Raw genomic sequence first — 26045 nt, 5'->3', positions numbered from 1 at the left:
ATTAGAAATGGTTAAAGGAGTGATTGTGATGATTGTAGGCACAATTTTATTAGCATTTGCATTACCAGTGGGTATCGTATTAGCAGTAGATTTATTAAACGAGCAGCATCACTCTGCTACACAAACTAACCATTCATAACGATGAAACAGCAAAATATCAATTTCTAGACAATGTTACTTTGTAGCCTTGTCTATTTTTCTATGAATAGGAAACAATTTGTGTTATTCATTCGTCAATAATAGTGAGAAAATGTTATACTATTAAAAAAACAGTATCGGGGAATGAGCATGCAAGCGGAAAAAACATCCAATCTTAAAAAAGAAATAGTATCCTACATCAAAATTATTGTCATTACAGCTGTTGTTGTTTTTGGCTGTAAGCAATTCTTATTTGCACCGATTAAAGTGCAGGGAGCATCCATGTATCCGACTTATCACGATAAGGATATTATTATTGTAAGCAAAACAAGTAAAATCGAGCGTTTCGATCAAATTGTTTTCCAATCACCTGTTGAAGATGAGTTATATATTAAACGTGTCATTGGTCTTCCAGGGGATAAAGTGGAAATGAAAGATGATGTATTGTACGTCAATGGCAAAGCATACAAAGAAGATTATGTGAACCGTCAAACGGATGATCCTAATCAATTACGCATTACGGAAAACTTTACATTGGAACAATTAGTGAATGAAAAAGAAGTGCCAGAGGGCATGTATTTTGTGCTTGGTGACAATCGCCTAAAAAGTAGTGACAGTCGCCATTATGGTTTAATTTCAGAGGATGCTGTATATGGTGAATCAAAATTAATACTCTATCCATTTAGTCATTTTCATATTGGCTCAAAATGATGAAAAAAGAGGTCACTCCATTGAGTAGCCTCTTTTTTATTGTTGGGGTAAATCGGTACAGCTTTTATACGTGGGATAATAGACACAAATCCTTGAATTTTCAACGGTTTCCTTGATGGGCGATGGCTTACTTTTCATGGGAGATTGCATTGCTGGTTCTTCATTTGTGAACGCTTCTTCTACTAATTCTACGCCATAAAATAGTATTAAAAAATAGCAGACAAATCCTACTATACGCAAACGATCACCTCGTAAAATAGTTATTGTATGTTACTATATATGGTCAAATTCGTCGAAATATAAGCAGAAAATCGAAATTTTCTCTTGCCAAAAAAATTTTTAGAGGCAATGAATTCTATGAAAAAAGCTATTGTCAATGAAATTTTGATGTGCTACTATAGCTAAAGTAAATATTTGATCTGTATAACCTCAATAATATGGATTGAGGGTCTCTACCAGGAACCATAAAATCCTGACTACAAAACTTTGCTTCATTTTTGTAGTCAGGATTTTTTTAGTTTGTTTTAAAACAATCTCCTACAAAAATGAATGTGTAACGAAGGGGAGATTACGATGAATTGGCGAGTTTATATTCTTGCTGTGACTACCTTTGCAGTAGGGTTAGTTGAATTAATTGTTGGCGGAATCCTGCCAAATATTGCAGAGGATTTAGATGTGTCTTTAGCGACAGCGGGACAATTAATTACTATTTTTGCACTTGTTTATGCGATTTCTGCGCCTGTCCTACTATCCTTGACAGCCAAGGTGGAACGGAAGCGCTTATTCCTTATTTCTTTATTTATTTTTACGTTAGGAAATCTAATGACCTTCTTTAGTACAACGTTTATCATTGTGCTAATCGCACGTATTTTCACAGCTATGAGTACAGCGCTAGTGATTGTTTTATCATTAACGATTACAACTAAAATCGTAGAGCCTCGCCATCGTGCTAAAGCACTGGGGCTTGTTTTTATGGGTGTAAGTTCTGCGCTGGTGATCGGTGTGCCAATGGGTATTTTTATTACAGAAGCGTTTGGCTGGCGAGCCGTATTTTTGGGTATTAGTATCCTATCAACGATTTCAATGATATTAATTGCTTTATTACTTGAAAAAATGCCAATTGGAGAAGTAGTGCCACTTAAGGCGCAAATTAAATCGCTGGCGAATTTAAAAATCCTGACAGCACAGTTAACTACCCTATTTATGCTAGCGGGTCATTACATGCTCTACGCCTATTTAACACCATTTTTAGTAGAGGCATTTGATATGAATGCTTCATGGATTAGTATCTGTTACTTAATCTTTGGTATTGCCTCTGTCAGTGGGAATGCTGTAGGTGGATGGGTGAGTGATAAAATTGGCACAAGTAAAGCCATAATTTTAATTGTCTCAGCTTTTGCCATTGTCTTATTTAGTATTCCTTATACAATTATTGCCCTTCCACTGTTTTTAGTATTTACGGTTTTATGGGGTGCGTTGAGCTGGGCACTGACACCGCCATTACAAAATTACTTAATTCAAGCGGATCCTCAATCATCGGATATTCAGCAAAGCTTAAATACAGCAGCCCTGCAAATTGGTATTTCTATCGGATCAGCAGTGGGTGGCGCAATGTTTGCTTGGACAGGGTCCGTTATGCACCTAGCTAGCTTTGGTACGATTCTAGTTCTTTGTGCATTAGGCTGCGCCATCTTTTCTATTAAAAGGGCACCTCTTGGACAGGAGCAGCACGTAGATTATCAGTCAGCACATCATAATTCATAATCAAGCAATAGCCCTGAAAGGTATTGGGAAAGCCATCCCAATACCTTTTTAATTGGTTTGCATGAATCTATTTTCGTACACTTCCCAAAATTAAATTCTCTATGGTTTCTTAGCATACTCTAATTACCTATGGAATAGATTGTTGTAGTTAATGAATTTACAGATTTGAGAAGTTTGAGATTTTAAGAACGAATATTATTTTTAAGAAAAATAGTAGGAGACTTTCAAATCTTGTAAATGGAAGGAGAACTCAATGACTGAATATCATCAACAATCATCTGCTGAAGTTATGAAGATATTGAACGTCACCACGCAAGGTTTGACTGATGATGACGTCCAAAAGAGGCAACAGGTCTATGGCTATAATGTATTAGAGGAAGGGAAAAAGACAAGTACGTTGGCTGTTTTTATGGGCCAATTCAAAGATTTATTGGTCATCATTTTACTCGTTGCTGCCTTCGTTTCCTTTCTACTAGGAGAAGTAGAAAGCACCATTGTGATCATGATCGTGGTTATTTTAAATGCCATTTTAGGTACAGTGCAGCATGTGAAGGCCGAACAATCATTAGATAATCTGAAAGCATTGACCTCTCCCATTGCCAAGGTCATGCGTCATAATCAACTAGTAGAAATTCCTTCTGAAGAAATTGTAGTAGGCGACCTTCTGATGTTGGAGGCGGGAGATTATATTAATGCGGATGGAAGACTACTAGAAAGCCATAATTTACACATCAACGAAAGCTCTCTTACAGGCGAATCAATTGCTGTGGCAAAAAGTACAGACCCCATTCGGAAGCAGAATATCACCATTGCGGATAAGAAAAATATGGTGTACTCAGGAAGCTTTGTGACCAATGGACGTGGCATCGTGATGGTTACGGCAATTGGGATGCAGACGGAAATCGGAAAAATTGCGAATTTACTCGATACAGCAAAGGAAAAGAAAACGCCATTACAAATTAGTCTCGATCAATTCGGTGAAAAATTAGCCTTAGGGATTACGCTGATTTGTTTAGCAATCTTTACGATTGATCTTATCCGAGGACGAGCCTTAGTGGAATCCTTTATGTTTGCTGTATCTCTTGCTGTGGCGGCTATCCCTGAGGCTTTAAGTTCTATCGTGACCATCGTATTAGCTTTTGGTACCCAAAAGATGGCAAAGGAAAATGCGATCATCCGCAAGCTGTATGCTGTGGAAAGCTTGGGGAGTGTATCGGTCATCTGTTCTGATAAAACAGGTACTTTAACAGAAAATAAAATGGTGGTACAGGAAGTTTTTGTGGACCAGAAGAAAATTCCTCATGATTGGCTCAATCCAATAAATCCAGTGGAAAAAGAACTAATGGTAAAAGCGCTTTTATGTAGTGACGCTGTCGAGCGTGACCACAAAGAAATTGGTGATCCTACAGAAATTGCGCTCGTGAAGTTGGGGAAACAGTATGGTTTAGATGAATTGAAGATACGTGAGCAATATCCACGTTTGGCTGAAATTCCATTTGATTCGACGAGGAAGCTTATGAGCACTGTCAATCAGATGGACAAGCAGCCCATCATGATTACCAAAGGGGCTCTGGATGTACTCTTACCAAAAGTGACGCGAATCAAAACATCAACAGGTATTTTTGAGATCACCCCGCAGCATCGCCAGAAAATCGAGGCAGTGAATCGTGATTTTTCTATGAATGGTTTAAGGGTGCTAGCCATTGCTTATAAGGAGGTCTTGCCTCTACAAAAAGTCGATCCACGAGCGGAACGAGATTTAATCTTTGTCGGCTTAGTTGCGATGATGGACCCTCCAAGAAAAGAGTCGAAAGAGGCTGTGGAAAGCTGTATAAAGGCAGGTATTAAACCCGTCATGATAACAGGAGACCATAAAATTACAGCTACCGCGATTGCCGAACAAATTGGTATTTTGCAAAATCCAGCTGAAGCTATAGAGGGACATGCGCTCGAAGGCTTAACGGATCAAGAGCTGCAAGATAAAGTACAGGATTATTCAGTTTATGCCCGTGTGACACCAGCTCAAAAAATTCGAATTGTTAAAGCATGGCAGGATAAAGGACATGTGGTTGCCATGACGGGAGACGGTGTCAATGATGGACCTGCTTTGAAGCAAGCAGATATTGGGGTGGCTATGGGCGTAACAGGCACAGAGGTTGCAAAAGATGCCTCATCCATGATTTTAACGGATGACAATTTTTCAACAATTGTTAAAGCAATCGCCAATGGCCGTAGCATCTATACAAATATTAAAAATGCCATTCTGTTCTTATTATCTGGAAATGCAGGCGCTATTTTTGTCGTGTTATATGCAACGGTTCTGGGCTTACCTGTTCCTTTTGCACCTGTCCATCTTCTATTCATCAACTTATTAACAGATAGTCTGCCTGCTATTGCCATCGGTTTAGAGCCAAATAATAAGAAAACGATGAAGGACAAGCCTAGAAACATTCATACTCCTTTATTAAATAAAAAATTTACCACACAAGTTGTGCTTGAAGGGATATTAATCGCCATCTCCACCATTATTGCGTTTCAAATTGGTTTATCGACAGGCGATACGTTAACAGCAAGCACGATGGCCTTTACAACACTATGCCTGTCAAGGTTAGTGCATGGCTTTAATTCTCGATCCAAACAATCCATCTTTGCGATTGGTGTATTTTCGAATAAATATACGTGGTTCGCCTTTATCATTGGTGTGCTAAGTTTACACATGGTCTTATTTATGCCGATGCTTACAACGGTCTTTGAGGTAGCTCCATTAACACCAGCTCAGCTGGGCTTTATTTATAGCCTATCGGTGTTACCATTCCTAGTCAATCAATGGTATAAGCTACTGTTCGTAAGAAATCGATAAAGATTAAAAAAGGAAGCTTCCGTTAGTTAATCAAACGGAGGCTTCTTTTTAGTGAGTAGAGGCTAATAACCAGCCTTTACTCTTACTTAGATCAATCAATTTCGCTCCAAGTAGCGCATAACGCATATGGAGTTCACCATATTTGGTTAGATGTGTTTTCTTTACTGCCAGTTCTAAAGCTTGGCTTACGGCAATCAAAGAGGAGGCAATATTCATCGATAAAATAGCACTTATTTCGCTATCATTAATGAAGGATTTCCCACGAATATCCGTTATTTTCATTTTACTGTATTCTATCGATGCTGTTGGTGCCAGCACACCGTTTTCCTTTAATAGCAGTGTTAGCTGTTTATTTTCCTCTTTTAAACATTGAATAAATTCCAATGTAAGGATTTTTAAGTTTTTATCACGCGTATGCTTAAAAAAAGCATGACTGGAAGCAATATAGCCTTGATTGATCCCAAGCTGTGACCAAAGCTTGAAAATCTCCTTAAATCGTAACGATGCTAGATTTTCATTTATCATTGTCATCCTGACACTTCCTAACTCTTAGGTTGATTTAAGATTAGGATGTAGCAGTAAATGACATTCTATTCATTTTTTACAATAAAAAATGTATAAGAGGTCGCTAATAGTAGGTGCCATAAGGGTACATAGGAGGGTAACGATAGGGATAAGGGTATGGACATGGTTTCATATATTGCTGTGGCATGGTTGGTTTAGAAGGGGCTTGATCGGTTGCTGATCGGACACGATTGCAGCCTTTTGCTGGTCCGATATAAGTCGTAGGAACAATCGGTGCAATTGTTTTCTTCCATTGTTCTTCATCTAAACAATACGTATGGGCCATCATATTGGCTGGTGTGAATTTTAAGATATCAGAGCCTAAAATGACCTCTGGCGTTGGCGCATCAAAAATAGCAAGTAGATGCGTGTCATCTTCTGTGGCTACTTCATAATGCCACCAGCCCTGTGGTACATTGGCAACCTGCCCAGGCTTGATAGGATAGTGTTGAATTTTCTTGGTAAAGGGATTCAATAGAGAAACCGTTGCTGCTCCTGCAATACAATAGACAAGCTCTGCAGCATTTTGATGATAATGTGGCTCGATGACATTGTCTTTACTTAAAAAAATATCAAGCAAAGATGTATTTTCTAATGTATTTAATTGTTCTACACCGAGAATATTAATGTAATTTCGGGAGTCTTTTTTAAAAAGCGTACTTTTATTGACATCAAAAGTGAACGCTGCAGAAGGGGAGCTATAATCGATATTTGAGCTGATACTTACATCCTTTCTCATATAAATTGAGCTATTCATCATCATAGATTATGTTTTAGGTGCTCCTAGACTTACACAAATGCCTAGCTACAGCTAGCCTCTGTCTGGGTAAAAATTAGCTAAAATTACCACTTCTATTTCAGAACATACGTGCGTATAATAAAAACACAAACGTTTGTTCTTAGTTATCAAAAACTCTGTTCAACATGAACGCAAACAGAGTCAGTAAAGGAGCATTCAACATGAAAGAACAGTTGAGAAAAGCCATGCATCGTCACCAAATCGTCCACATGATGTATCTAGCGAAATCAGGTGCCATTACGAAAAGGCGCGTGAAAATCATCCACATTCAAGGTGATTCCTTTACCGCCTTTTGTTTTACAAGGCTAGCGAAGCGTACGTTTCATATTAACAATGTTCTAGCACTTCTGCCCATTCTCCAACGGGAGTCTGAGGTGATATGAATTACAACGACTTCCCACAGAAAGATATTTTTTGTATTGATATGAAGTGCTTTTATGCAAGCTGTATTGCCATGCTAGAAGGGCTAGATGTGCTGACAGATCCAATTGCCGTCATCGGTAATTTTGAACAACCTGGCAGTATTGTGCTAGCTGCATCACCAGTGATGAAAGAAAAATTTAACATTAAAACAGGGAATCGGCGTTATGAAATTCCCAAACATCCAGATATTAAGTTGTTTGAACCAAAAATGTCCTTTTTTCTAGAGATGTCCATGGCCATTACGCGTCTGATTGCACAATATGTCCCTCCAGAGGCGATCCATGTTTATAGTGTGGATGAAAGCTTTATAGATCTAACAGGCACAGAGCAACTTTGGGGTTCGCCTGAGCAGGTAGCCAAATTGATTCAGGAAGACATCTATGAAAAGTTTCGCATTCCGTCCGCCATTGGCATGGGACCAAACATGTTGATGGCTAAATTAGCGTTAGATTTAGAGGCAAAAAAAACAGGCTTTGCCAAATGGACCTATGCCGATGTCCCAACAAAGCTTTGGCCCGTGCGTCCTCTGTCTGATATGTGGGGGATTGGGAAACAGATGGCAGCCAATTTAAATGCGATGGGCATCCAAACAGTCGGTGGATTAGCCCATGCCGATTTAGCCGAATTAGAAAAGCGCTTTGGTATTATGGGTAATCAATACTATTACCATGCATGGGGCATTGATCTCTCCACATTAGGTGAGCCATTAGTGAACAATAAGGCATTAAGCTTTGGGAAGGGCCAAATGCTCATGAAGGATTATCATACACGAAAGGATATTGCAGTTGTACTCCTCGAAATGTGTGAGGATGTGATGCGACGTACACGGGAAGCAGGCTATGTCGGGCGGACTGTTAGCTTGGGGCTCTCTTACAGTCGCAATGCGATGACGAAAGGGTTCCATCGCTCAAGAACCATGGAAAGTCCAACCAATGAGACCCTTGTTATGTATCAGACTTGTCTGGCCTTACTAGATGAGCATTTTGCGGGTGAGCCAGCGCGTCAATTATCTGTTAGATTGACAAACTTAGAGGCAGAACGTAGCATTCAGCTTGATTTATTTGATGAGCGTAAGGACCAGCGGCAGGTCATTGGTCATGTCATGGATGCGATTCGTAGAAAATATGGAGTGGTGGCCTTATTACGCGCAGCCTCCTATACCAGCGCTGGTACAGCTATTTCACGGAATCGCTTAGTGGGCGGGCATTTAGCATAAGGAGTGAAAAAAATGATAAGAGATAGAGGCACGATGAAATGGACAGCGATGATGCTACCAGAGCATTTAATGCTTTTGAAGGCATGGAAACAAGAGGTGTTGACAGAGTTGCCTCGGGAACATGCTGAATGGGAGCTTGAAGAATTACAGCAAATAATCACACAAGCATTCACACAGCATAACTATATTATGTTAACTATATGGGAACATGGTAACTATGTGCAATGGGGAGGTACCATTCAAGCGATGAACGAGGACCAGCTGCTACTAGAAACCATTACCACAACGAAGCGCATCCCATTAAGATACATTTATGCGGCTCGTATAGAAGATGATGGATGTGATTAATGGAGAGCAACGACGATTATTACATCAATATTTGCTGCTTGATTTAGCTGTGAAATCCTTGCAGCACGATCTAACAGTGGCAGAGCATTTTAAGATGAAGCGTGTATTTTTACCTGCTATGGATGCTTTATTAAAGCAGCTACACAAAGATTATTTTCAATTAAAACGTCAGCTCGCCCAACAAAAAATACGATTAGTTGGCTGGCATCGAATTGATGATTACTTTAGTGATGTGCAGGTGGCTACGGCAGGCAATGATGAGGTACTACGCTATGCCAATCAAGCGTTAAAAACCCAAGTCGAAGAGCTAATGAATAAACATTTACACAATGCCTAGGCTTACGTCTACGATGAAAAAGCCAAAAGCTGATGACAGGAGTGGTCAGCTTTTGGCGGCTTTAATTCTCGATAGGTTTCACATCAATTTGCTCAACTAGAAATTCATTGTTAGTACGATCAAATTGATAGGTAATACGAACATCGGCTACATAAATAGGTGAGATGCCAATCGATCCAGGGATGTTTAACATTATTTTTTGATTTGCTACTGTATAAACGACCACACCACCGAAAGCAAGTTGCGCTTGATTGATATCTGGTGCTGGATCAAAATCATAATCAAATGTAGATTCTTTTCCCTGTGCTTTTATCGTAATCGCTAATGTGCCATCATTATTTTTAGTAATCGTTGATTCAATAGTATGTGCAACGATGTCTTCATAATGTTGGACATTCATCTCCGATAAATCTTCTCCATTTACAACATGAATCTCATAGTGATTAAGGCCTGTCCCTCGTCCCGTTTGGATAATCATAACAGCCTCTTCCTTATGATCATTTGTCAGATCTGTGTAGAATAACTGAGGTTTAGTTCCTGTATCAGGAATTGTCCAGTCAAAATTTTTTCGTTTACCATCAATATCTAAAGTTACCTCTGTAATTTCATTTTGTGCTTCATTTCGTGCAAATAATTTCACCTTCTCATCATCGGAAACGGCGATCAATGGAGCCTCATGCTGTATCTCCAGCTGTGATGAGACCTGTTCAGCAGGGGTGTTTACTGTCTCGTTTGGAACAGTAACACTACATCCAGCTAGTAGAGAAATTCCTAATAACCATAGCCACATCTCTTTTTTCAATGTCTAGTTCCACCTTTTCTATAGCTAATTGACTTTATTATACTGTATAAACATGCCCCATAGCAGTTGAATTCGTGAAGGAAAAGCTTATATGCCAGGGAGTGGAGGTGTAACAATGAAATTCTTAGAGATGGTAGGGGAAAATAGAATTCCATTGTTTGTAAGGCGTCTCTCATTTTGAAAAGCAAATGAGTGACGATTTCTTTACAGCGGCAAATTCATAACGATCTGCTCACCAATAGGTCCCATTCTTCTTTCTCCATGATCCACAAAGCCTACTTTGACATATAAATTCTGTGCAGCTATATTTTTATGATTGACGACTAACACTACTTCATTACATTCTTTAAACTCCTGCTTCACAAAATCAGCAAGTGCAGACATAGCCTTTTTAGCATAGCCCCTACCTTGCTGCTGATGGTCGATGGACAGGGCAGTTAGTAACATTGCCTGAGGATTACTAGAATATTGTTGGACTCTGTCCGTTGCATGAAGCACAAAAAAGCCGACAGGTACGCCACCACTTAAAATCACAATTGGATACTGTCCGACCTTCTCGATTGAAATCTCTTGAGGAAGTGCCGTAAATTGGTGTTGTTCTTCAGGTAATTCAAAACGATTTAACTGCTCTACATAGCTTTCAGAGAAATGTACTAACTCAATATTCGTTGTTTCTTGCATAAAAAAGCCTCCTTTTCTAATAGTTTAACTATAGAACAAACGTTCGTCAAGGAGGCTTGTATTAAAATAATGTGGGGGTAGGTCATTTTAACTTAAAAGGGTACCAAAAAGTAAAATAAAAGAAATACTAATCATCACAATAAGTGTAATGACCATTGTTAAAATTCCTCGAAGCAAGGTCGTTAAATTTTTAACATTTTTCATACCGACCAGGCTTAGGTAGAAACAGGCAATAGACAAGAGTAGTGTCAACAGTAATGGATGGAAATGAAGATAGGTGTCAAAGAAGTCTTTCATTGAACCTGATAGAAAAAATAATAGAATACAGCCCAAAGATAAGATAAATGACCAGAGATTTAAATTAATTCCCATTGTTTTCCTCCTTCCTATAAAAACGAATTTGTTGTAGGAATGTTCCGATGATTCCGCTTGATAGGGAAAAGGAGAAACTAAATGTGTGTTGCTAGAACAGGGTCACTCGGACGAAAGTGACCCCAAGTACCAAAAGGAGTGTAAAGTAAAGTGGAAAGAACTTTACACTACTATTATTATGTGAAGCTAGCGGTTTAAGATAGTTATCTATCTAAATTACTAGCTTTTAATTGTGAGTAAAAATAAATGAGCTAGAAAAAAACGAAAAGGAAGGAGATTAGACAGAATAGCTGTGGTAGCGATTCATTGTAAAAAGGCTTTAGCTTCTGTAATGGAACAGAGGCTAAAGCCTGAGACGATCAATTAACACATGAAGCTAGCACCAACGATAATAAGAAGGATGAATAGTACAACAATAAGCACGAATGTAGAGCTATTGCCGCTTCCATTGTCCCCGCCACAGTAACTATTGAAATTACAGTAACTCATGAAACACACCTCCTTTCTTTCTTCTAAAGTATGTATAGGACAAAAAGGGGGGAGCGAGCCAAGCTACAACTAGAGAAAAAATGAGTTGTCCCTTCATTCGGGAATAAAGCGGTGAAAGCTTTACTTTATTATTATGATGGAATAGTAGCTTGAGCTAGTTGTTAGCCTGTATAGCACTAGAAAATGCTCAAATAGCATCAAGAATAATGAAACAAATTTTACTAATTGTTTTGATATTCAACACGATGTAAAAAAACATCCGTTCTAGGATGTTTTTTAGTATAACGGCTGCTGCGTATGACAAGGGGGAAAGCCGTTCACATCATGAATCATATGAAGGTCGTACTGCTTTAAGGCAAATTGACTTTGATACAAATATTCAAGAACAAGAAGTTTTCCTCCAGATACGCCACAGAGGACACCAGAAGTTCCTTGACCATTTGTAAAAGAAACACCAACAGGCTGACCGATTAAATACGGAATTTTATGTTGCCAAGGCACAATAGCCACTCCTTTCACTATAATATATGAAAGGAGTGGCTAAAGGTTCTTACCTTCACAAATCGTACACTCTGTTGTTGGAGATGCTAACTAAATACTGACAAATCGATCATTCTTTCATTACTATTTATATGGTAATATAATCTATAAATGGGGTTATAAAGAATTACTAGTTATTAACGATCGGGAGGAAAATGGATGAAATTTAAAAAGGGGGTCACCTTTATTCTAGGCTTCTTATTACTCATGCTTGCTGCCTGTACACCAACAGAAAAAAGTGAGAGCCAACTTCATGAGAAAAAGCAAATAACAGATGATGAAGAGATCGTGTTCTCATTTGAGCACCCTCAAACCAAACAAAACTACAAAATCATTCATGCCAATCAACTGTTTTATCCGTATATGGAAAAGGTCAAAGAGAATCCGAATCTTTCAAGCTCGGAAACTCTGGAACTGTATAATAAGGAGGTTATTCAACCGATCTACCAGGATTGTTTTGAAAATGGGGAATATTATCATATGGCAGAAAACCTGCTTAATACGGTTCCTAGCAGGCTAACAGAAATACAAATGGTGAGTGAAAAAATGGAGACGCATAAAGCAGAAATCAATCAACTTATTCAAGAATCGCTATTGAAATCCGCAGACCTCTTACCCTCTCAAAGCGATGTAGCCGTTTGTGTATTCCCTTCCGCAACCAATAATAGAATACCCTTCGCAGTTGGAGCGGGCAAAATAATCCTCCCGCTTTATCTAAATGTTTTGGATGATGGTATAAAGTCAACTGTTGCCCACGAATACCATCACAGCGTTTGGGCGGAAAAATATTTTAATAAAGATGTCGGAGCTTCGGTATTGGATAGTATCGTCTTTGAAGGAAAAGCGGTCATATTTGAAAAAACTGTTTATCCCGACTACGGCTATACAGCAAAGAATGTAACTTACAACAAGGAATTATGGTCTAAAGTAGAACCTGATTTACATAAGTACGACAGTAATCGTACCTCAGACATCTTATATGGTGGAAAAGGGTTACCGAAAAATTATGGTTACAGTGAAGGCTATAAGATGGTTAAATCCTATCTTGACTTGCATCCTGATCAAACACCAGAGGATTGGACAGCCTTAAGTGCACAAGAAATTTTCGAACAAGGAAAATACTTGGAACACTATCAATAACTATTTTGAAGACACTTATTTGTGAGGGTTCAAAATTAAAGACAGAGCACTTTTACTGATTACAATATGAACTCGTAAAACATGCAACGTAATAATGATAGGACTTTCTCAATCGAAAAACGACATAAGTCACGACGGTTTTAAATCGCAGTGGCTTATGTAATGAGGAGAACCTTCCCAAGAATAATGCAACGGCTTATTAATGAATTAAATCTTGCGGAAATTTCCAACTAAACAGAGTATGTAAAAAGGGATAGCATTGTACAAAAACATCTTGGGGGCGATGTTAAAGGTGCTATCCCGACATTAATGTATGTGAAAGAACTTAAGAACATTACCACTGTAAGTAAATTGAAAAGTAATTAAAATAAGGGTGTAAAGCTTTTATTATAGGTATCATCTGAGGCATCATGGATAAATAACAGGTGGTTTTTCCTTGTGTGCGATGGTTGAATTTATATTTTCTTTCTAATAGAAAATTTTTGGCACATAATTTAAGTCTTGCCATTAAACCATATTATGTAAATTAATGGCGTAAGACCAGCTTATTATAGCTACCAATCCACGAGTCATATTATCTGATTTGGGACAATGAATAAACTGTAAAACGAAGAAGCCATGTGGTGTTGAAAACATAACAACACCACATGGCTTCTTTATTTATAAGAATATTAATAATTTTTAATCTCTTCGAAAGTCCCGAATGTTGCATCCCGTAGATTAATTGTACCATATATATTTTTCTTCCCATCAATCACTAGCACCTTTGGATGCATGTATTGTCTTGGAATACTTGATTTTTGTCCGTCCGTTTTATGGAATGCTAATATTTGTTGCAATGTCACATCATCGGTATACGTAAATCCACTGAAATCATCATTATAGGTATGAAAAGGTACAGGTCGAATGATAGGTAAATAATAAAATGTACGATCTTTTAATACTTTTCCTTCAAATAGAACGTCTCCACCATTTGTTACTGTGTAACGCTTATCACCGATATGATTCATGGCATCTGTATCAAATACCATGACACCTTGATAGTCGAAATAATATCGGTAGTGTACAGTCTTCGGTGTTCTTATAATTTCTTCATTATCAATAGATAATACATTTCCATTGACTGTATGCTCTATTATGCCCGAATCACTGTTTATGAAATACATAGATACACCTTGTTGATCGATATATCCTGCTTCTGATCCATATTCTCTTCCTGTATCTAATAATTTGTAATGCGCATCTGTAAAACTATGCATTAAGAAAAGATTCATATTAATATATCCATGTTGACCTGGAATGTATTTATTTACAATGGAGAAAGCATTTGATTGCATAAATTGATTTCTTAGCTGTAATCGTGATTCGTGAGGGCGACCAAAAAGGCTAGTCCCTTCAATTAGCACTTCTTCGTCGATGGCAAAGTTACCATCATAGCGTGCATAAATATGAAGAAGTGAATTAGAAAAGGACACTTGTAAATGGGATTTATTGACCGTTGTTACATTTGAAATTTTTTGGAATCCTAGCGCTTCAGCTGTTTTTTCAAAATGAATAACATGGTGATTGCGCTCAATTAATTTGATTGTTCTTGATAAAAAAGAAGCAAACTGCACACGTGTCACACTGTTTTTGGGATTGAAAGTATCTACATTGGAAATGCCTAAAGCATTAAGTGCCTCTATATAGGGTCTAGCTTCTTTATTTGCTTTCTGTATATCCACTACATGACTTTGCAAATCATAGGCATAGTCAATCAATGAATAGTTACGGGCTAATACCATAAGTCGGTTTAACGTTAGTGCCATTTGTTCTCGTGTCATGTGATGATATGGATTTAGACGTCCATTTTCTCCCTTAAAGATGCCATTATCGTAAAGTAAAGTTGAATACTTTAGCAATTCACGATCCTTCACACGAAGGGGCATATCCATAAAGCGATCCATTTCCTCCCAATTTTTATCAACCTTCGCTATGCCATTCTGTTCGATATAGCGTCCCATCATGATGACAACTTGACCACGAGTAATTGTAGAGTTTGGGGAAAAAGTTGTCGGTGTTGTCCCCTTAATAATATTTCTTTTTGTTAAATCCTGTACTTCTTGTTGCATTTGATTCGGCAGTTTTTTTATATCATCAAAGCCACTTGCAGAGACAGAAATGGGATTCATTAAAAAAACGAAACAGAATAAAACGAACATCATTGTATAAATAAGCTTTCTTTTCATCTTTCACCTGCTTTAACCAATATCCACAAAATGATAGCATGTTTAAACAGATAAATTCTATTGGTAATGAATAACAAATATAAAGTGACCTAGAGCTAACTAGATTTATAGATGTTACTGCAACTACTTTAGGTTCTCTTCACAATAATTATCATACGACAATCATAAAAGAGGCAGTGGCAAGTTCAAGTGATAAAAAGAGATTAATAGCATTAAATACGTTAAGATCAAATAAGGTGAAAGTTATTCATTCTTTTCAGTTATTAGCGATAATTTTGAAAGGCAGAAATTCCTTTCACTTAAGAATATATTGATCGGCCTAGGGTAAAAGATATAGGTTTTCATTACATTTTGTCATGAGAAAGGGTGGTAATATGAGTAGGAATTTTATTATCTTTGGAGCTAGCCAAGGATTGGGAGATGCATTTGTTAAGGGTTTACCTGTCAAAGGTGATACAGTATGGATGGTAGCAAGAACGAGACCTAATAGTTTAGAACTAAATGACGGAGTAAATCGTCACTGGCTATCCATTGATCTGTCTAGCCAACAACAAATTTCCACTTTAAAAGAAGTGTTACAAGGCATTCCTCTCGATGTATTAATTTATAATGTGGGTGTCTGGGAAAAGCATGGTTTTGAAGATAATTATACATTTGATAAAGATGAAGTAGAGGATATTTCGAACTTAATCAATATCAATCTAACCTCTACTATTACATATATACAGGCACTTATACCCAACTTAAGACAAGCAGAGCATGGAAAAATTATTTTAATTGGCTCTACAGCAGGCTTAGACCATACAAACAATGCACAAGTTTCATTTGTCACATCCAAATTCGGCGTAAGGGGCATTACAAATGCACTACGAGAACATTTAAGGAAAGATAAAATTGCTGTCACATGCATTAATCCTGGTGAACTGGCAGCAGAAGTACCCTATGAAGAAGGGGCAGAGAAAGCTATTCATTTATATGAAGGTACACGAATCCCCGTACAAGATATTGTATCTCTTGTGCAATGTGTCATTAATCTATCAGCAGTCTCCTGTGTAAAAGAAATTAATGTCCCAGCCATAACGGATTTAAATGCATGATTACTCAGTGAACGCTACTCAAAATTGAGTAGCGTCATAGTGTTGAAAAACAAAACCATCCATAGAATTTTTGTGAAAATTGAAAATGGTTTCCCTTGCAGGCTACTTGCTTCCCTGTGGGCGAGCGTCGAGCCGCTTTTCCGTTATCGCTCCGTTTAGTGGCTCACCTGTCTCATGTTATCCCACGGGAGTCAAGTAGTCTTTCACACCAACCCACAAAACGGTTTTTTAGCAAAGGTTTTCATTACTCTTTATGGAGGGGGTGTCACTCATCACATCTCCACATTGAAAATAAAAATCCGATCCCCCTAAGAATAAGATATTGGACTATTTGATTGCTATGCTAGTATGAAAAAAGTAAAGACACTTTTGCAGAAGGGTTAGCGTCACAGATGAGACCCTGGAGCGAACGGAAGTGAGTGAAGCGGCTCATCGGACGCCCCCTGGAAAGGACGCTGGCGGAACGGAAATCAACCCCTTGCCTTTCAAATTTTCTGCAGTTGACATCACCTTTTTTCAACAACAGGACGCTAGTCAATAGTGAGTAGCGTTTTTTAATAAAAAGGAGAAATAGATTGCTTGCCTTAGAAAAAATTTTCACGATCCCTTCACACATAACACTACAATAAAGCTCATATAAATAAAGGTAGTAAAAAAATCAACATCCTTTCATCGTCATAACCAATTCTAAAAATACTTCCAGCCTATTAAATCTTAAGAAAATCTTCAGGTTCTACTAGGAAATATTTAAGATTCGCTGTGTATAATTATAAAAAAAGGAAATTAACGAAACCATTTGAAGATTTAAAACGTATTGGTAGTAGGAGAGAGAATATTAAGTAGGTGAAGATATGGCACATACGATTTACATAGTATTAACCAAAACAGGGACGTTATTATCAAAAGCGATCGGCATGTATACGGGCAAGGAGATGAATCATGCATCCATAGCCTTTGATGAGGGGCTTTTTGAGATGTATAGCTTTGGTCGAAGGCAATTGAACAATCCGTTAAGTGGTGGCTTTTTACGAGAGGATGCAGAAAGAGGGCTATTTGAGTGTGCGGATTGTGTTATTTATCGCTGTCGTATATCCCATTATCAATATTTAGATATGATGAAAATTGTCCGTTATATGTATTGGAATCGAGATCGCTATAAATATAATTTTATCGGACTTTTTGGTGTGGTGATGCAAAAAGAAGTGAGACGTGAGCGTGCTTATTTTTGTTCCCAGTTTGTAGCGACGCTACTAAAGGTGGGAGGGCTAAAAATAGTTCAAAACCCAGCATTAATGACGCCTCATTGTCTGGCGCAATTACCGTATTTAGAGAAAGTATTTGCAGGGAAACTGGCAGATTATTTACAAACGGTTCGTGAACCAGCTATGCTATATGGTTAAGATACACTACCTGACGTTTAAATCGTAAAATAGACACTCACGCGACAATCTTCTATTTTGCAAGAGGATTGTCTTTTTATCTTTCAACAGAAAAACGCCCTTCATTATCAGTGGTGAGATGAATATACAAATTGTAGTTTTTTATTCAATGGGTTTCTCAATACTTGTCGAGCCAGCTCGAAAAAACTGAACGCAATTACGCTAAGGCGCCATCAATATTAGTCATATTTACCCCATATAGAATGTCAATAAACCTAGTTACTGGAAAGTGGAAAATGAGTCCTATTCCTGTTAAAAGAGTCACCATAAAATTGCTATCATAAATAATAGATACGTACGTTCTACGAGTGAATATCAGCAAGGAGGATATGGAAATGAGTGATGAAATAGCAGCAGTTGGCTGGGATGCGATTGATCAGGCATTAGCACAGGTATATGGTGAGCAGGAGCCAAAGCATTATGGAACTTTAATTCCCTATTCACTAGGAGGACAAGATCCTTTAGATGGAATTAGTGTTTATAAAAGCGAAACATCCATCCCACATTGGCATTTTGTTACATATGGCTTTTCGGAACTATATGAAAAGGAATTTGAAAACAAGGACTATAGTGGATATGGATTTGAATTAACATTTCGACTAGTACGTCAACTAGATGAGGAAGAGCCACCTGCTTGGGCATTGAATTTACTACAGAATATGGGCAGATATGTGTTTAATAGTGGAAATGTTTTTAGAGCTGGAGATTATTTGGATGCAAATGGTCCGATTTGCCTTGATGCTGACACGCAATTAACTGCACTAGCCTTTACACATGATCCAGAGCTTGCTGAAATTGATACACCAAATGGCAAGCTGGAGTTTATCCAAATGGTTGGTATTTCAGAGGATGAGTTAGAAGCGATGCAGACGTGGAATACGCTTGGTGTACTACAGGCTGGCATGAAGCAAATACCAAGCTATACTACGGATTTAACAAGAACTTCTCTCTTACAAAATCCTGAAGTCGCCGAGGCAGTTGTGCGAGGAATGGAGGAAGATGGTTCTAATACGGGGTTTCTTTTCGTAGATCAACTCGCTTGGGAAGTAGAAAAAAAGAGTTGGTTTAACAAACCGTCTAATGTTGTTCAACTTGGGGCAAAGCAAGCAGCTGTCATTAGTAAATTATTACGTGGACGCATTCTGAAAGATAAAGATCTTACCTTAGTCGGTCAACAAATAACGATCATATTTAGAGCAGGCCCACAGGTAGGCTATTCTGAGAATGGTCAAGAAATCACGATTACATTGAACAAGGCAGCAGTAGAAGAATTAAGTCAGAGGCTGATACCGCAAGAAAGTCAATTCACTATTTCTTCTTTAGCTGGCGTAAGCTTTCAAATTTTGAAGACACATATTAAAAATCAAGAAGGAGCGGTTGTGAAAACAATCGGATAAGATGAATCTCTCGCTAAGGCTTTAGCGGGAGATTTTTCTCTAACAATAGAAAGGGAAGATGTACAGTGAAGCAGTGTGTAGAGCATTTTCTAGCGGCTGTGTGGGAGCAACTCACGGCTGTTTATCAACAAGAGAGTAAACGAATAACAGGGCTGAAAGAGCAAAGTAGGTTACAAGCAGGCATCCTTCAATATTTGAAAGTTGCCTGGAAAAAGGGAAAAAGTCCTAATGGCACAATCTTTATAGATGTTTATGAGCCATTTAGTTGGAGTGATAGTTCCTATAAGGTGGAAGCGGGTTCATACATACAAGAATTTACAGATGTCCAGCATATTGAAGAGCTTTTTAGTGCTTTATGTACTAAAACAGAGGAAGTATTTCAATCTGAGCAATACGGTCCCCGATTTTTTGATTACCGCTTTGAGGTAGTGCTGGAATTTGAACATGATAAAACGGTGCTTCATTATCAAAAGGAGCTGTTGAATAATCGTAAACTAGCGTCAACGAAACAAGTGCTGGCAAGTTTTATAGAAACAAAGGTGATGGCAGAGCTACCAGTCAGACCAAGTGACAATGATGAGTTTTTCCTTGCGAAGCATTTGGTCAATCCACATTTTTTCCATCAAACAGCTGAGGAAGTTGAACCACTTATTCACCGGCTTCAAGAAAAGCATCGGGCGAATAAAGAACGTTTAGACCGATGGATTTATTATTATACAATGGCCTTTAAGCAGTGGGCAGAGGAGCATTTTTTAACACACTATTTTGAACAAGCGGGCGATTATAGGAAAGAGTGGGTATTGAAAACAGAGGACTCGGTACAACAACTAGAGCAGGAAAAACTAGATTTCTTTCTTTATGTCGCGTTGAAGGTTGGTCAAAAAGAGCCAGCCACACGATTAGAATACTTGGAACTTGCGAAGCAGCTTGGCTCGCTGCAGGCAGCTAATTATTTGGAAAAAGGAAGCGGGCGTTTTGAAAGTATTAGAAAGCAGGATGTATGCCAAGAACAGGCAAATGATATTTTACAAACGATTGATATACGAGTGATGGTAGAAGAGGAAAACGCTTATCGTGAAGCCCTTTACTATATCATTCAACTGCTACAAGAAGGTTTTCCAAAGGGCTATAAGCTGACTTTAAAGAGTAAAGCGAAAAATTATCTTCCTATTAAAAAGTTAGCTAAATCAAAGCTTCATCAGTTTTTCGCCAATTGCCTACAATATCCAAATCTTTTCCCTTTATTAGCGGACTATTCCGAGCTTGCTATGGAGGAATTTGCTTGGTATCAGGATGTTGAGCCGAGCGAAAAATCAGCTATGCCCAGCACCTATGCGGTTTTTGGATTAGGGCTTTATAGTAAGGATTATTTTCCGCTTGTTCAACGATACATGTTACTCGTTGATACAGAGCATCAATCCGTGCAAGATGCTTATGCGGAAGCCTTTCTTGAAGCTCATGGCTTATCAGTAGAGATGATGCCTGTGTTTGTAGCTATTTTACTTGGTGCAAGTGAATCAGCTAAGCCAATAAAGAACATTGACATCATGGATTTAGATTTGCTCGTGGCACTCGGACAAGAACTTGAACAGAAAGCAGATTATCAGCGTCCATTTGTTTTATATCGAATATTCGGTAGTTCCAAGAAGCTTGCTCAGCGACTAAAGCAAGAATCAGCACCCATAAGGGAAGAGCTTGAGAAATTACGGCAATGGATGGATTCCTGAAGGGGGTAGACGAATGGAATGGACGGAAGTGAGTAAATCCAAGGATTTAGAGGTCGTTCGGGAGGCCATTAGTAAATTAGATGTAAATGAGCGAGATGCACGTGGGAGAACACCATTGATGCTTTTTATAACGAATCGAATGCCACATGAAGGAATCAAGCTTCTTTTGGCACAGCATATAGACTTGGAGGCACGAGATAAGCTTGGTGATACAGCGCTTAAAAAAGCGGTAAAGTTTAAGCAGAAAGAAGTGATTTCTTTACTACTTGCAAAGGGTGTAAATTTATCTGAGCCAGAGGGGATTACCGCTACAGCTTGGTTTGCGGCAAGGGAGCATGCAAGAATAGCTGATTTATTGGTAGATACACCAGGTGCAATCCGTCTAACTTTGAATGCAGAAGAACAACAGCAAGTTGATGCCATTTTATACGAGGATTCTCTCAATACAATGTGCCAGCGCATAAGCAAGGTATCATCAGCTGTTATTTTACATGCCATTGTCAATAGCTATAACTGGGATGATGGCCCCGAGCCTATGCTCGCAGCATTAGCTAATCCAGTTTGTGCCCCTATTACCATGCTAGACATGTATGAGCTAATGGAAGGAGAATATTGGCTAGCACTAACAGAGGAAGAGATAGCGAGTTCCAATTGGAAGCGACCATGGAAAGAGATGGCACTAACCTTACAAGAAAAATTAAAGTGCTAGCTAGCGAGGAGAGAGTAATGGACCAAAAAGCAAGGAAAATATTAATGCAAACCTATTGGCAATCTGGTGGATGGCGTTCAGGTGGTTATACCTATACAGAAGAAGATTTTCAATATGCTAAAAGTAAGGGCTTGATGTTTGATCGATTAACGATTTCCCATGATGAATGTGTACAAAGATTGCAACAGCTTCACGAGAAATTTTTAACAAAGGAGCTTGTGGTAAAGGCATTTTTGCATAGCTTATCGACGCGCAAAGTACATTTACGCAGTGCCTTCTCGAGCTGGGCTCTAACGCATGATTTACCAATGCATACGTATGATGAACAACCTGTGGCATTGGTCTCCTATAGTGGCTGTGGCTACTGTAATGAGCGGAAAATCATGTCCAATGATACGTATGTCAATGAAGATTTAAATGTGCTTAATTTTGAACGCATCAAGTGGGGAGGGGTTCGCCTCAATTGGCTTGTCTATTGTTTACTAGACTTAGAATGCCTAGTGAAAGAACAAGAAGCATTGAATGTAAGTGAGGATGACGTAGCCATCTTAAAACAGATGGTAGCAGCAATAGAATCCTGTAACGACACAGATGCAGCTAGACAACTTGAAAAGCGCTGGAAAGATGTTTTCAAGTCCAATAAACATGAACGAGATGTGGTCATGGAAATCTGGGGTTACGCGGGACTACTCGTATCAAAGGATGATTATCGCAAGGAGCGTGGACGTGGAACGGATTTTATGTCAATGGCTACTTGGAGAGGACAGGATGGCTATTCACAAGAAAAGATGAAGTTTTACTTTGGCTCCTACCTATAAAAAGGAGCAGTATTCGATCAAAAAACGCACCAAAGGATGCTGAGAATTATTGATATAGCGAAGGAATTTTAAGAGCGCATATCATAATGGACTGCTGCCATGGTCATGCACTAATAAAGTACCAATTTTATGTTTACCAGAGCTTTACTACAATAAAAAAAGAGAGGTGCAGTGAGATGGGGGCTTGGGGATACAAAGCATTGGAAAGTGATGAAGGATTAGATGTAGTGGCGTTTTTACAGGAGTTTATGGAACAGCAAAAGGAATCCAATCAGCTAACATTATCGGGTATTGTACAGGCAATGAAACAGCAAGGCTTTTTTGGTAAAACATTTGAGGATATTGATTTTTTCTATGATATAAGTGCCCTGGCTTTGGCAGAACTTTATAGTCATTATCTGCATACGGGAACCATTTATGGTCAAGAAAGTAAGGATAGGCAAATACAATGGATAGTAGATGAAAGCTCTTTGACATTTATATTGCGGTATTTACAGGACATTAGAGATGAAGTACCTGATCAACATGGTAGTAGAGAGATTGTAGAATTATGGCAAGAGTCCAAGAGTTGGCCCGAATGGCAGTCCAACTTAGCCTATCTTATTCAGACGGTGGAACAAGCGATTAACCGTTTGCCACAATAAAAATAGATGGAGTGATTGGAAATGACCTATGATTCCATTCTCTATCAGGTATTACAAGAACAACACTATCCTCGAAAACTTTACTATGGGACATTATATGAACAACAGCTGAAGAAATTTTGGGTATGATAGCATCAAAAAGGATTCGTAACACTTTCTATAAAAAGTGTACGAATCCATATGCTAGAACCTATACAAAGAAAAAGCTGGATAGAGATAACGCAATTGAAATGATCACAATAGGTCCAATCATTTTCATATGTCGTTTTCGTGCCATTACAACAATCGCTACATATTCACGAATCATCGCATTTGGCCAATAATAAAAGGCTGTCTTAGAGCCAATGCCCTGACTATCTAAGCCCGCGAGTCTTGCATAAATACCCGCACGAAAAAGATGAAAATTATTCGTGGTGAAAATACTGTTGTAGGCTTCACCCTGTTTCCGGGCATCCATAAGCTGCTTAGAAAATAACATATTTTGATAGGTATTCACAGAGCGGTTCTCCTGAAGTGTATGCTCAATGGGTATGCCTTTTTCAATCGCATATCGTTGCATCGCTTCAGCTTCGGGTAGATTTTCATCAGGACCTTGTCCACCAGAGAAAATAATGGTAGGTGGAGTAGTCACTGCTGCTTGCTTATGATAGAAATCAATTGCCTTTTGAATTCTACTAGCTAAAAGTGGAGGCACTTTATCATTAATTAATCCACTGCCTAGCACAATAATAAAATCTTGATTCAATCGAGGGCGATTGAATTGGTAGAGAAAATAAGCAGATAAAAAATTGGATAAATGGATAAAAAAATAAAACGTAATGAGTGAAATTCCACCAAAAATGGGCTGGAGGTGGACTGAAAACAAACTTGCTGGATTGAGAATCGGTAATAGGATAAAAAGTAAAATGCCAATGGCCACAAGTAATGTTAAGGAATTGGCTAAACGTCTACCTTCTCGCTTCATTAATACTCTCGCATTTAAAAATAAACCAAACATTAAAGCAACAATGCCAAAAGGAATTAAGATGAAAAGAGCAATTAGTGGAATAATGACAATCAGCCTTAAAAAGTAATGGTCAGATGCCAAAGATAGAATGACGCAGAATAGCAGAAATGAACAGACAAATAGATTAAATAATAGCCCGTTGATCATTTTTCTTGGGTCTTTGAAGTAAGAAATAAGAAAAACGATGAAAAGAATCAGTGGAATAATGCCAAAATACATACAAAATACACCTCTAGTGATGGAGTTGGTTAATGATATCTCTATATTATAAGTAATTATTGGATGAAATCAACCATCGATGAAAAAGTGGAGGGGGAGCATCTAGAAGCTCCCTCTATTTTTTGTGTGTACGATGATAGGTTTTATTGAGGTAATGAATATATTGGGTGCGGGTCAATCCACCCGTCTGGCGATTAAAGTCATCGTAGGAGATATCTTCTGGTAAATTAAATTCAGCGAGTGCCCGCTGACGATCTTCGTGGAAGTGAGGATGATCTAGCGACTCTGTTACAATTCCTTCCTCTTGCTTCAACCAATCACTGGCAACGCCTGCATAAACACCATGATTGGTAAAACGGCTAGCTGTTTGATAAGAAGTGGAATGTGCAGGTTTACTAATTGTTCCTGTCCCCCAGGATAGACGATATCGGGGCTCTTTCCCATAGTTTAGTGTCACGCCATAGCCCATTGGAAATACAATATCGGATTCTGTTAACATTTTATGGCCTATCTTTTCATAGCATCCTCGCATAAAATGGTCATCCATCACAATATGGGTTTGAGGGGCCAATGGAGCAGATATGATTTCCTCAAGAGAAGGCAGGCGCTCAGTCGTTGTCAATAAATAGGGCCGTACAAACAATGGCATTGTCATTACATTATGCCAAATACTATCTTCTCCAAATAGATGATCCTTTTGCATTTGTCGTAAATCGCCAATGACAAGCACATAGCCATCTACAAATAAATCGATTTCTACACGAAAAATATCACCTGGCACAGTCTTATAGCGTAGACTTTTCATCTTGGTTAGCTTTTCTAGCTTGTCTGAGTAATCTGCAGGAAGCTGGGAGGGAAATTGCTGTAACCAATTCAAGAGAGCCGACTTAGTCGTTAAATGCTCAAAGCCTGTTAATGGTAGCTGGTAATATGTTTTAGTGTTACGAGCCGTGATATAGCTAGATGGATGGTTTTCATTACCTAGTCCAGCAGAAAAAACAACGCCTGCAGCTTTCACAGCGGAGATATTGGTATAATTCAATTTCTTTTCTTTTCCACGCGCGGTTTGAGGGACAATGACTTCACGATTACGCGTTAAAATGTCAACATCCGCTTCTTGGTAGCTATGCTCATTCACGAAAATTCTTTTTTTAATGAGATCACCTTCAAGGCAAATAAAATAATCCTCTCGAATCGGAATCGTTTCCCAATGTGCTTCTAAAGTATGTAGGCCGAAATAGGGGCGCAATGAATTGGTTAACCAACTAGTAAATGGTGTCAATCGGATTTCCTCCTAGCTATTGTTTTGTATTTTGGTCAAGTATACTGAATTTGGTGGGTGTCGAAAATAGCTTAGATGGAAAATAGTTACTTTTATGCAGTGATAATAATTGCTTTTGGAGCAGATGCCTACCTTTTTCTTCAGGCTATAGAACTGCTATAATGACAGACAGAGGTGATGAATATGCATATTGTGACGATTGAAGGCATACCCTATGCTTGGCTTGAACAATTACAATAAATCCACGCGCACGTTTTTGATGGAGCTAATTTGCCACTCGAAAAGCTAGAAAAGA

26 protein-coding genes and 1 riboswitch are annotated in these 26045 nt (G+C 38.4%); of the genes, 16 read left to right on the top strand and 10 right to left on the bottom strand.

Features of this window, described 5'->3' with window-relative positions; all coding sequences use genetic code 11:
• The first annotated feature begins 28 nt into the window (after positions 1–28).
• From JIN86_RS01095 to JIN86_RS01080, 4 genes are all read left to right on the top strand, one after another.
• Positions 29–139 carry a hypothetical protein gene (locus JIN86_RS01095; protein WP_004230560.1) on the top strand — a complete coding sequence of 37 codons (111 nt, stop codon included), beginning with the start codon at positions 29–31 and terminating at the stop codon, positions 137–139.
• Between the two features lie 149 nt (positions 140–288).
• Positions 289–849, top strand: coding sequence for a signal peptidase I (gene lepB, locus JIN86_RS01090; RefSeq protein ID WP_004230559.1), 561 nt, complete (start codon positions 289–291; stop codon positions 847–849).
• Positions 850–1248: 399 nt separating this feature from the next.
• Positions 1249–1348: riboswitch (purine riboswitch) on the top strand.
• A 74-nt stretch (positions 1349–1422) separates the two neighbouring features.
• The gene (locus JIN86_RS01085) at positions 1423–2613 is read left to right on the top strand and encodes an MFS transporter (RefSeq protein ID WP_004230558.1); all 1191 of its coding nucleotides are present in this window, start codon (positions 1423–1425) and stop codon (positions 2611–2613) included.
• Positions 2614–2866: 253 nt separating this feature from the next.
• On the top strand, positions 2867–5473 hold the full coding sequence (locus JIN86_RS01080; protein WP_004230555.1) for a cation-translocating P-type ATPase: 2607 nt from the start codon (positions 2867–2869) through the stop codon (positions 5471–5473).
• Positions 5474–5521: 48 nt separating this feature from the next.
• On the opposite strand, the gene JIN86_RS01075 is transcribed toward JIN86_RS01080, so the two are convergent.
• Together JIN86_RS01075 and JIN86_RS01070 are read right to left on the bottom strand one after the other, a co-directional pair.
• Positions 5522–6004, bottom strand: a complete 483-nt coding sequence (locus JIN86_RS01075) for a DUF3231 family protein (protein WP_237497091.1) — start codon at positions 6002–6004, stop codon at positions 5522–5524.
• 97 nt (positions 6005–6101) lie between these two features.
• Entirely contained in the window at positions 6102–6758 is a 657-nt protein-coding gene (locus tag JIN86_RS01070) for a cupin domain-containing protein (protein ID WP_036218725.1), read from the bottom strand.
• Between the two features lie 239 nt (positions 6759–6997).
• Between JIN86_RS01070 and JIN86_RS01065 the strand changes: the two genes are divergently transcribed.
• From JIN86_RS01065 to JIN86_RS01050, 4 genes are read left to right on the top strand one after another with little or no spacing between them, the layout of a single operon-like run.
• Positions 6998–7219, top strand: a complete 222-nt coding sequence (locus JIN86_RS01065) for a hypothetical protein (RefSeq protein ID WP_004230548.1) — start codon at positions 6998–7000, stop codon at positions 7217–7219.
• Positions 7216–8475 carry a Y-family DNA polymerase gene (locus JIN86_RS01060; RefSeq protein WP_202341065.1) on the top strand — a complete coding sequence of 420 codons (1260 nt, stop codon included), beginning with the start codon at positions 7216–7218 and terminating at the stop codon, positions 8473–8475. Before JIN86_RS01065 ends, JIN86_RS01060 begins: the two co-directional genes overlap by 4 nt.
• 12 nt (positions 8476–8487) lie before the next feature.
• Entirely contained in the window at positions 8488–8823 is a 336-nt protein-coding gene (locus JIN86_RS01055; RefSeq protein ID WP_202341064.1) for a YolD-like family protein, read from the top strand.
• Positions 8807–9160, top strand: coding sequence for a YhjD family protein (locus JIN86_RS01050; RefSeq protein WP_009370358.1), 354 nt, complete (start codon positions 8807–8809; stop codon positions 9158–9160). Before JIN86_RS01055 ends, JIN86_RS01050 begins: the two co-directional genes overlap by 17 nt.
• Before the next feature lie 61 nt (positions 9161–9221).
• On the opposite strand, the gene JIN86_RS01045 is transcribed toward JIN86_RS01050, so the two are convergent.
• From JIN86_RS01045 to JIN86_RS01025, 5 genes are all read right to left on the bottom strand, one after another.
• Entirely contained in the window at positions 9222–9962 is a 741-nt protein-coding gene (locus JIN86_RS01045) for a hypothetical protein (RefSeq protein WP_202341063.1), read from the bottom strand.
• A gap of 204 nt (positions 9963–10166) precedes the next feature.
• Complete coding sequence (locus JIN86_RS01040; protein ID WP_202341062.1) at positions 10167–10643, bottom strand: GNAT family N-acetyltransferase; 477 nt, start codon at positions 10641–10643, stop codon at positions 10167–10169.
• An 87-nt stretch (positions 10644–10730) separates the two neighbouring features.
• On the bottom strand, positions 10731–11015 hold the full coding sequence (locus JIN86_RS01035; RefSeq protein ID WP_036076476.1) for a hypothetical protein: 285 nt from the start codon (positions 11013–11015) through the stop codon (positions 10731–10733).
• Between the two features lie 363 nt (positions 11016–11378).
• Complete coding sequence (locus JIN86_RS01030; RefSeq protein WP_081011033.1) at positions 11379–11504, bottom strand: YjcZ family sporulation protein; 126 nt, start codon at positions 11502–11504, stop codon at positions 11379–11381.
• 276 nt (positions 11505–11780) lie between these two features.
• Complete coding sequence (locus tag JIN86_RS01025; RefSeq protein WP_004224247.1) at positions 11781–12005, bottom strand: hypothetical protein; 225 nt, start codon at positions 12003–12005, stop codon at positions 11781–11783.
• A 198-nt stretch (positions 12006–12203) separates the two neighbouring features.
• Here JIN86_RS01025 and JIN86_RS01020 point away from each other — a divergent pair, with 198 nt between their 5' ends.
• A complete protein-coding gene (locus tag JIN86_RS01020; RefSeq protein ID WP_202341061.1) occupies positions 12204–13184 on the top strand; it encodes a DUF2268 domain-containing putative Zn-dependent protease in 981 nt (326 codons plus the stop codon).
• Between the two features lie 671 nt (positions 13185–13855).
• Here JIN86_RS01020 and JIN86_RS01015 read toward each other — a convergent pair.
• A complete protein-coding gene (locus JIN86_RS01015; protein ID WP_004225015.1) occupies positions 13856–15412 on the bottom strand; it encodes an S-layer homology domain-containing protein in 1557 nt (518 codons plus the stop codon).
• 374 nt (positions 15413–15786) lie between these two features.
• On the opposite strand from JIN86_RS01015, the gene JIN86_RS01010 reads away from it, so the two are divergent.
• The 7 genes from JIN86_RS01010 to JIN86_RS00980 all read left to right on the top strand — a co-directional run bounded on the left by JIN86_RS01010 (position 15787) and on the right by JIN86_RS00980 (position 23243).
• Entirely contained in the window at positions 15787–16509 is a 723-nt protein-coding gene (locus JIN86_RS01010) for an SDR family NAD(P)-dependent oxidoreductase (RefSeq protein WP_004225017.1), read from the top strand.
• 851 nt (positions 16510–17360) lie between these two features.
• Positions 17361–17909, top strand: a complete 549-nt coding sequence (locus tag JIN86_RS01005; RefSeq protein ID WP_115673295.1) for a hypothetical protein — start codon at positions 17361–17363, stop codon at positions 17907–17909.
• 374 nt (positions 17910–18283) lie between these two features.
• The gene (locus JIN86_RS01000) at positions 18284–19345 is read left to right on the top strand and encodes a suppressor of fused domain protein (RefSeq protein ID WP_004225027.1); all 1062 of its coding nucleotides are present in this window, start codon (positions 18284–18286) and stop codon (positions 19343–19345) included.
• 65 nt (positions 19346–19410) lie between these two features.
• Complete coding sequence (locus JIN86_RS00995; RefSeq protein ID WP_202341060.1) at positions 19411–21072, top strand: DUF6138 family protein; 1662 nt, start codon at positions 19411–19413, stop codon at positions 21070–21072.
• Between the two features lie 13 nt (positions 21073–21085).
• Complete coding sequence (locus tag JIN86_RS00990) at positions 21086–21781, top strand: DUF4274 domain-containing protein (protein WP_202341059.1); 696 nt, start codon at positions 21086–21088, stop codon at positions 21779–21781.
• Positions 21782–21798: 17 nt separating this feature from the next.
• Positions 21799–22599, top strand: a complete 801-nt coding sequence (locus tag JIN86_RS00985) for a hypothetical protein (RefSeq protein ID WP_202341058.1) — start codon at positions 21799–21801, stop codon at positions 22597–22599.
• A gap of 176 nt (positions 22600–22775) precedes the next feature.
• Positions 22776–23243, top strand: a complete 468-nt coding sequence (locus tag JIN86_RS00980; RefSeq protein WP_202341057.1) for a DUF4259 domain-containing protein — start codon at positions 22776–22778, stop codon at positions 23241–23243.
• A gap of 190 nt (positions 23244–23433) precedes the next feature.
• Here the strand turns inward: JIN86_RS00980 and JIN86_RS00975 are convergent, their stop codons facing one another.
• The gene (locus JIN86_RS00975; RefSeq protein WP_202341056.1) at positions 23434–24468 is read right to left on the bottom strand and encodes a YdcF family protein; all 1035 of its coding nucleotides are present in this window, start codon (positions 24466–24468) and stop codon (positions 23434–23436) included.
• Positions 24469–24583: 115 nt separating this feature from the next.
• On the bottom strand, positions 24584–25750 hold the full coding sequence (locus JIN86_RS00970) for an immunity 26/phosphotriesterase HocA family protein (protein ID WP_004225040.1): 1167 nt from the start codon (positions 25748–25750) through the stop codon (positions 24584–24586).
• Positions 25751–26045: the final 295 nt, after the last annotated feature.

This window comes from Lysinibacillus sp. HST-98 (assembly GCF_016757845.1).
Lineage (GTDB): Bacteria > Bacillota > Bacilli > Bacillales_A > Planococcaceae > Lysinibacillus > Lysinibacillus capsici.
Note: the sequence above shows the minus strand (reverse complement) of the source record. Positions and strands in the feature narration are given on the sequence as shown.

What these genes read in the sequence shown, in the direction of transcription:
- JIN86_RS01095 (WP_004230560.1), top strand. Translation starts at nt 29, where the DNA reads ATGATTGTAGGCACAATTTTATTAGCATTTGCATTACCAGTGGGTATC.
- lepB (WP_004230559.1), top strand. Translation starts at nt 289, where the DNA reads ATGCAAGCGGAAAAAACATCCAATCTTAAAAAAGAAATAGTATCCTAC.
- JIN86_RS01085 (WP_004230558.1), top strand. Translation starts at nt 1,423, where the DNA reads ATGAATTGGCGAGTTTATATTCTTGCTGTGACTACCTTTGCAGTAGGG.
- JIN86_RS01080 (WP_004230555.1), top strand. Translation starts at nt 2,867, where the DNA reads ATGACTGAATATCATCAACAATCATCTGCTGAAGTTATGAAGATATTG.
- JIN86_RS01075 (WP_237497091.1), bottom strand. Translation starts at nt 6,004, where the DNA reads ATGACAATGATAAATGAAAATCTAGCATCGTTACGATTTAAGGAGATT.
- JIN86_RS01065 (WP_004230548.1), top strand. Translation starts at nt 6,998, where the DNA reads ATGAAAGAACAGTTGAGAAAAGCCATGCATCGTCACCAAATCGTCCAC.
- JIN86_RS01060 (WP_202341065.1), top strand. Translation starts at nt 7,216, where the DNA reads ATGAATTACAACGACTTCCCACAGAAAGATATTTTTTGTATTGATATG.
- JIN86_RS01055 (WP_202341064.1), top strand. Translation starts at nt 8,488, where the DNA reads ATGATAAGAGATAGAGGCACGATGAAATGGACAGCGATGATGCTACCA.
- JIN86_RS01050 (WP_009370358.1), top strand. Translation starts at nt 8,807, where the DNA reads ATGATGGATGTGATTAATGGAGAGCAACGACGATTATTACATCAATAT.
- JIN86_RS01040 (WP_202341062.1), bottom strand. Translation starts at nt 10,643, where the DNA reads ATGCAAGAAACAACGAATATTGAGTTAGTACATTTCTCTGAAAGCTAT.
- JIN86_RS01035 (WP_036076476.1), bottom strand. Translation starts at nt 11,015, where the DNA reads ATGGGAATTAATTTAAATCTCTGGTCATTTATCTTATCTTTGGGCTGT.
- JIN86_RS01030 (WP_081011033.1), bottom strand. Translation starts at nt 11,504, where the DNA reads ATGAGTTACTGTAATTTCAATAGTTACTGTGGCGGGGACAATGGAAGC.
- JIN86_RS01020 (WP_202341061.1), top strand. Translation starts at nt 12,204, where the DNA reads ATGAAATTTAAAAAGGGGGTCACCTTTATTCTAGGCTTCTTATTACTC.
- JIN86_RS01015 (WP_004225015.1), bottom strand. Translation starts at nt 15,412, where the DNA reads ATGAAAAGAAAGCTTATTTATACAATGATGTTCGTTTTATTCTGTTTC.
- JIN86_RS01010 (WP_004225017.1), top strand. Translation starts at nt 15,787, where the DNA reads ATGAGTAGGAATTTTATTATCTTTGGAGCTAGCCAAGGATTGGGAGAT.
- JIN86_RS01005 (WP_115673295.1), top strand. Translation starts at nt 17,361, where the DNA reads ATGGCACATACGATTTACATAGTATTAACCAAAACAGGGACGTTATTA.
- JIN86_RS01000 (WP_004225027.1), top strand. Translation starts at nt 18,284, where the DNA reads ATGAGTGATGAAATAGCAGCAGTTGGCTGGGATGCGATTGATCAGGCA.
- JIN86_RS00990 (WP_202341059.1), top strand. Translation starts at nt 21,086, where the DNA reads ATGGAATGGACGGAAGTGAGTAAATCCAAGGATTTAGAGGTCGTTCGG.
- JIN86_RS00985 (WP_202341058.1), top strand. Translation starts at nt 21,799, where the DNA reads ATGGACCAAAAAGCAAGGAAAATATTAATGCAAACCTATTGGCAATCT.
- JIN86_RS00980 (WP_202341057.1), top strand. Translation starts at nt 22,776, where the DNA reads ATGGGGGCTTGGGGATACAAAGCATTGGAAAGTGATGAAGGATTAGAT.
- JIN86_RS00975 (WP_202341056.1), bottom strand. Translation starts at nt 24,468, where the DNA reads ATGTATTTTGGCATTATTCCACTGATTCTTTTCATCGTTTTTCTTATT.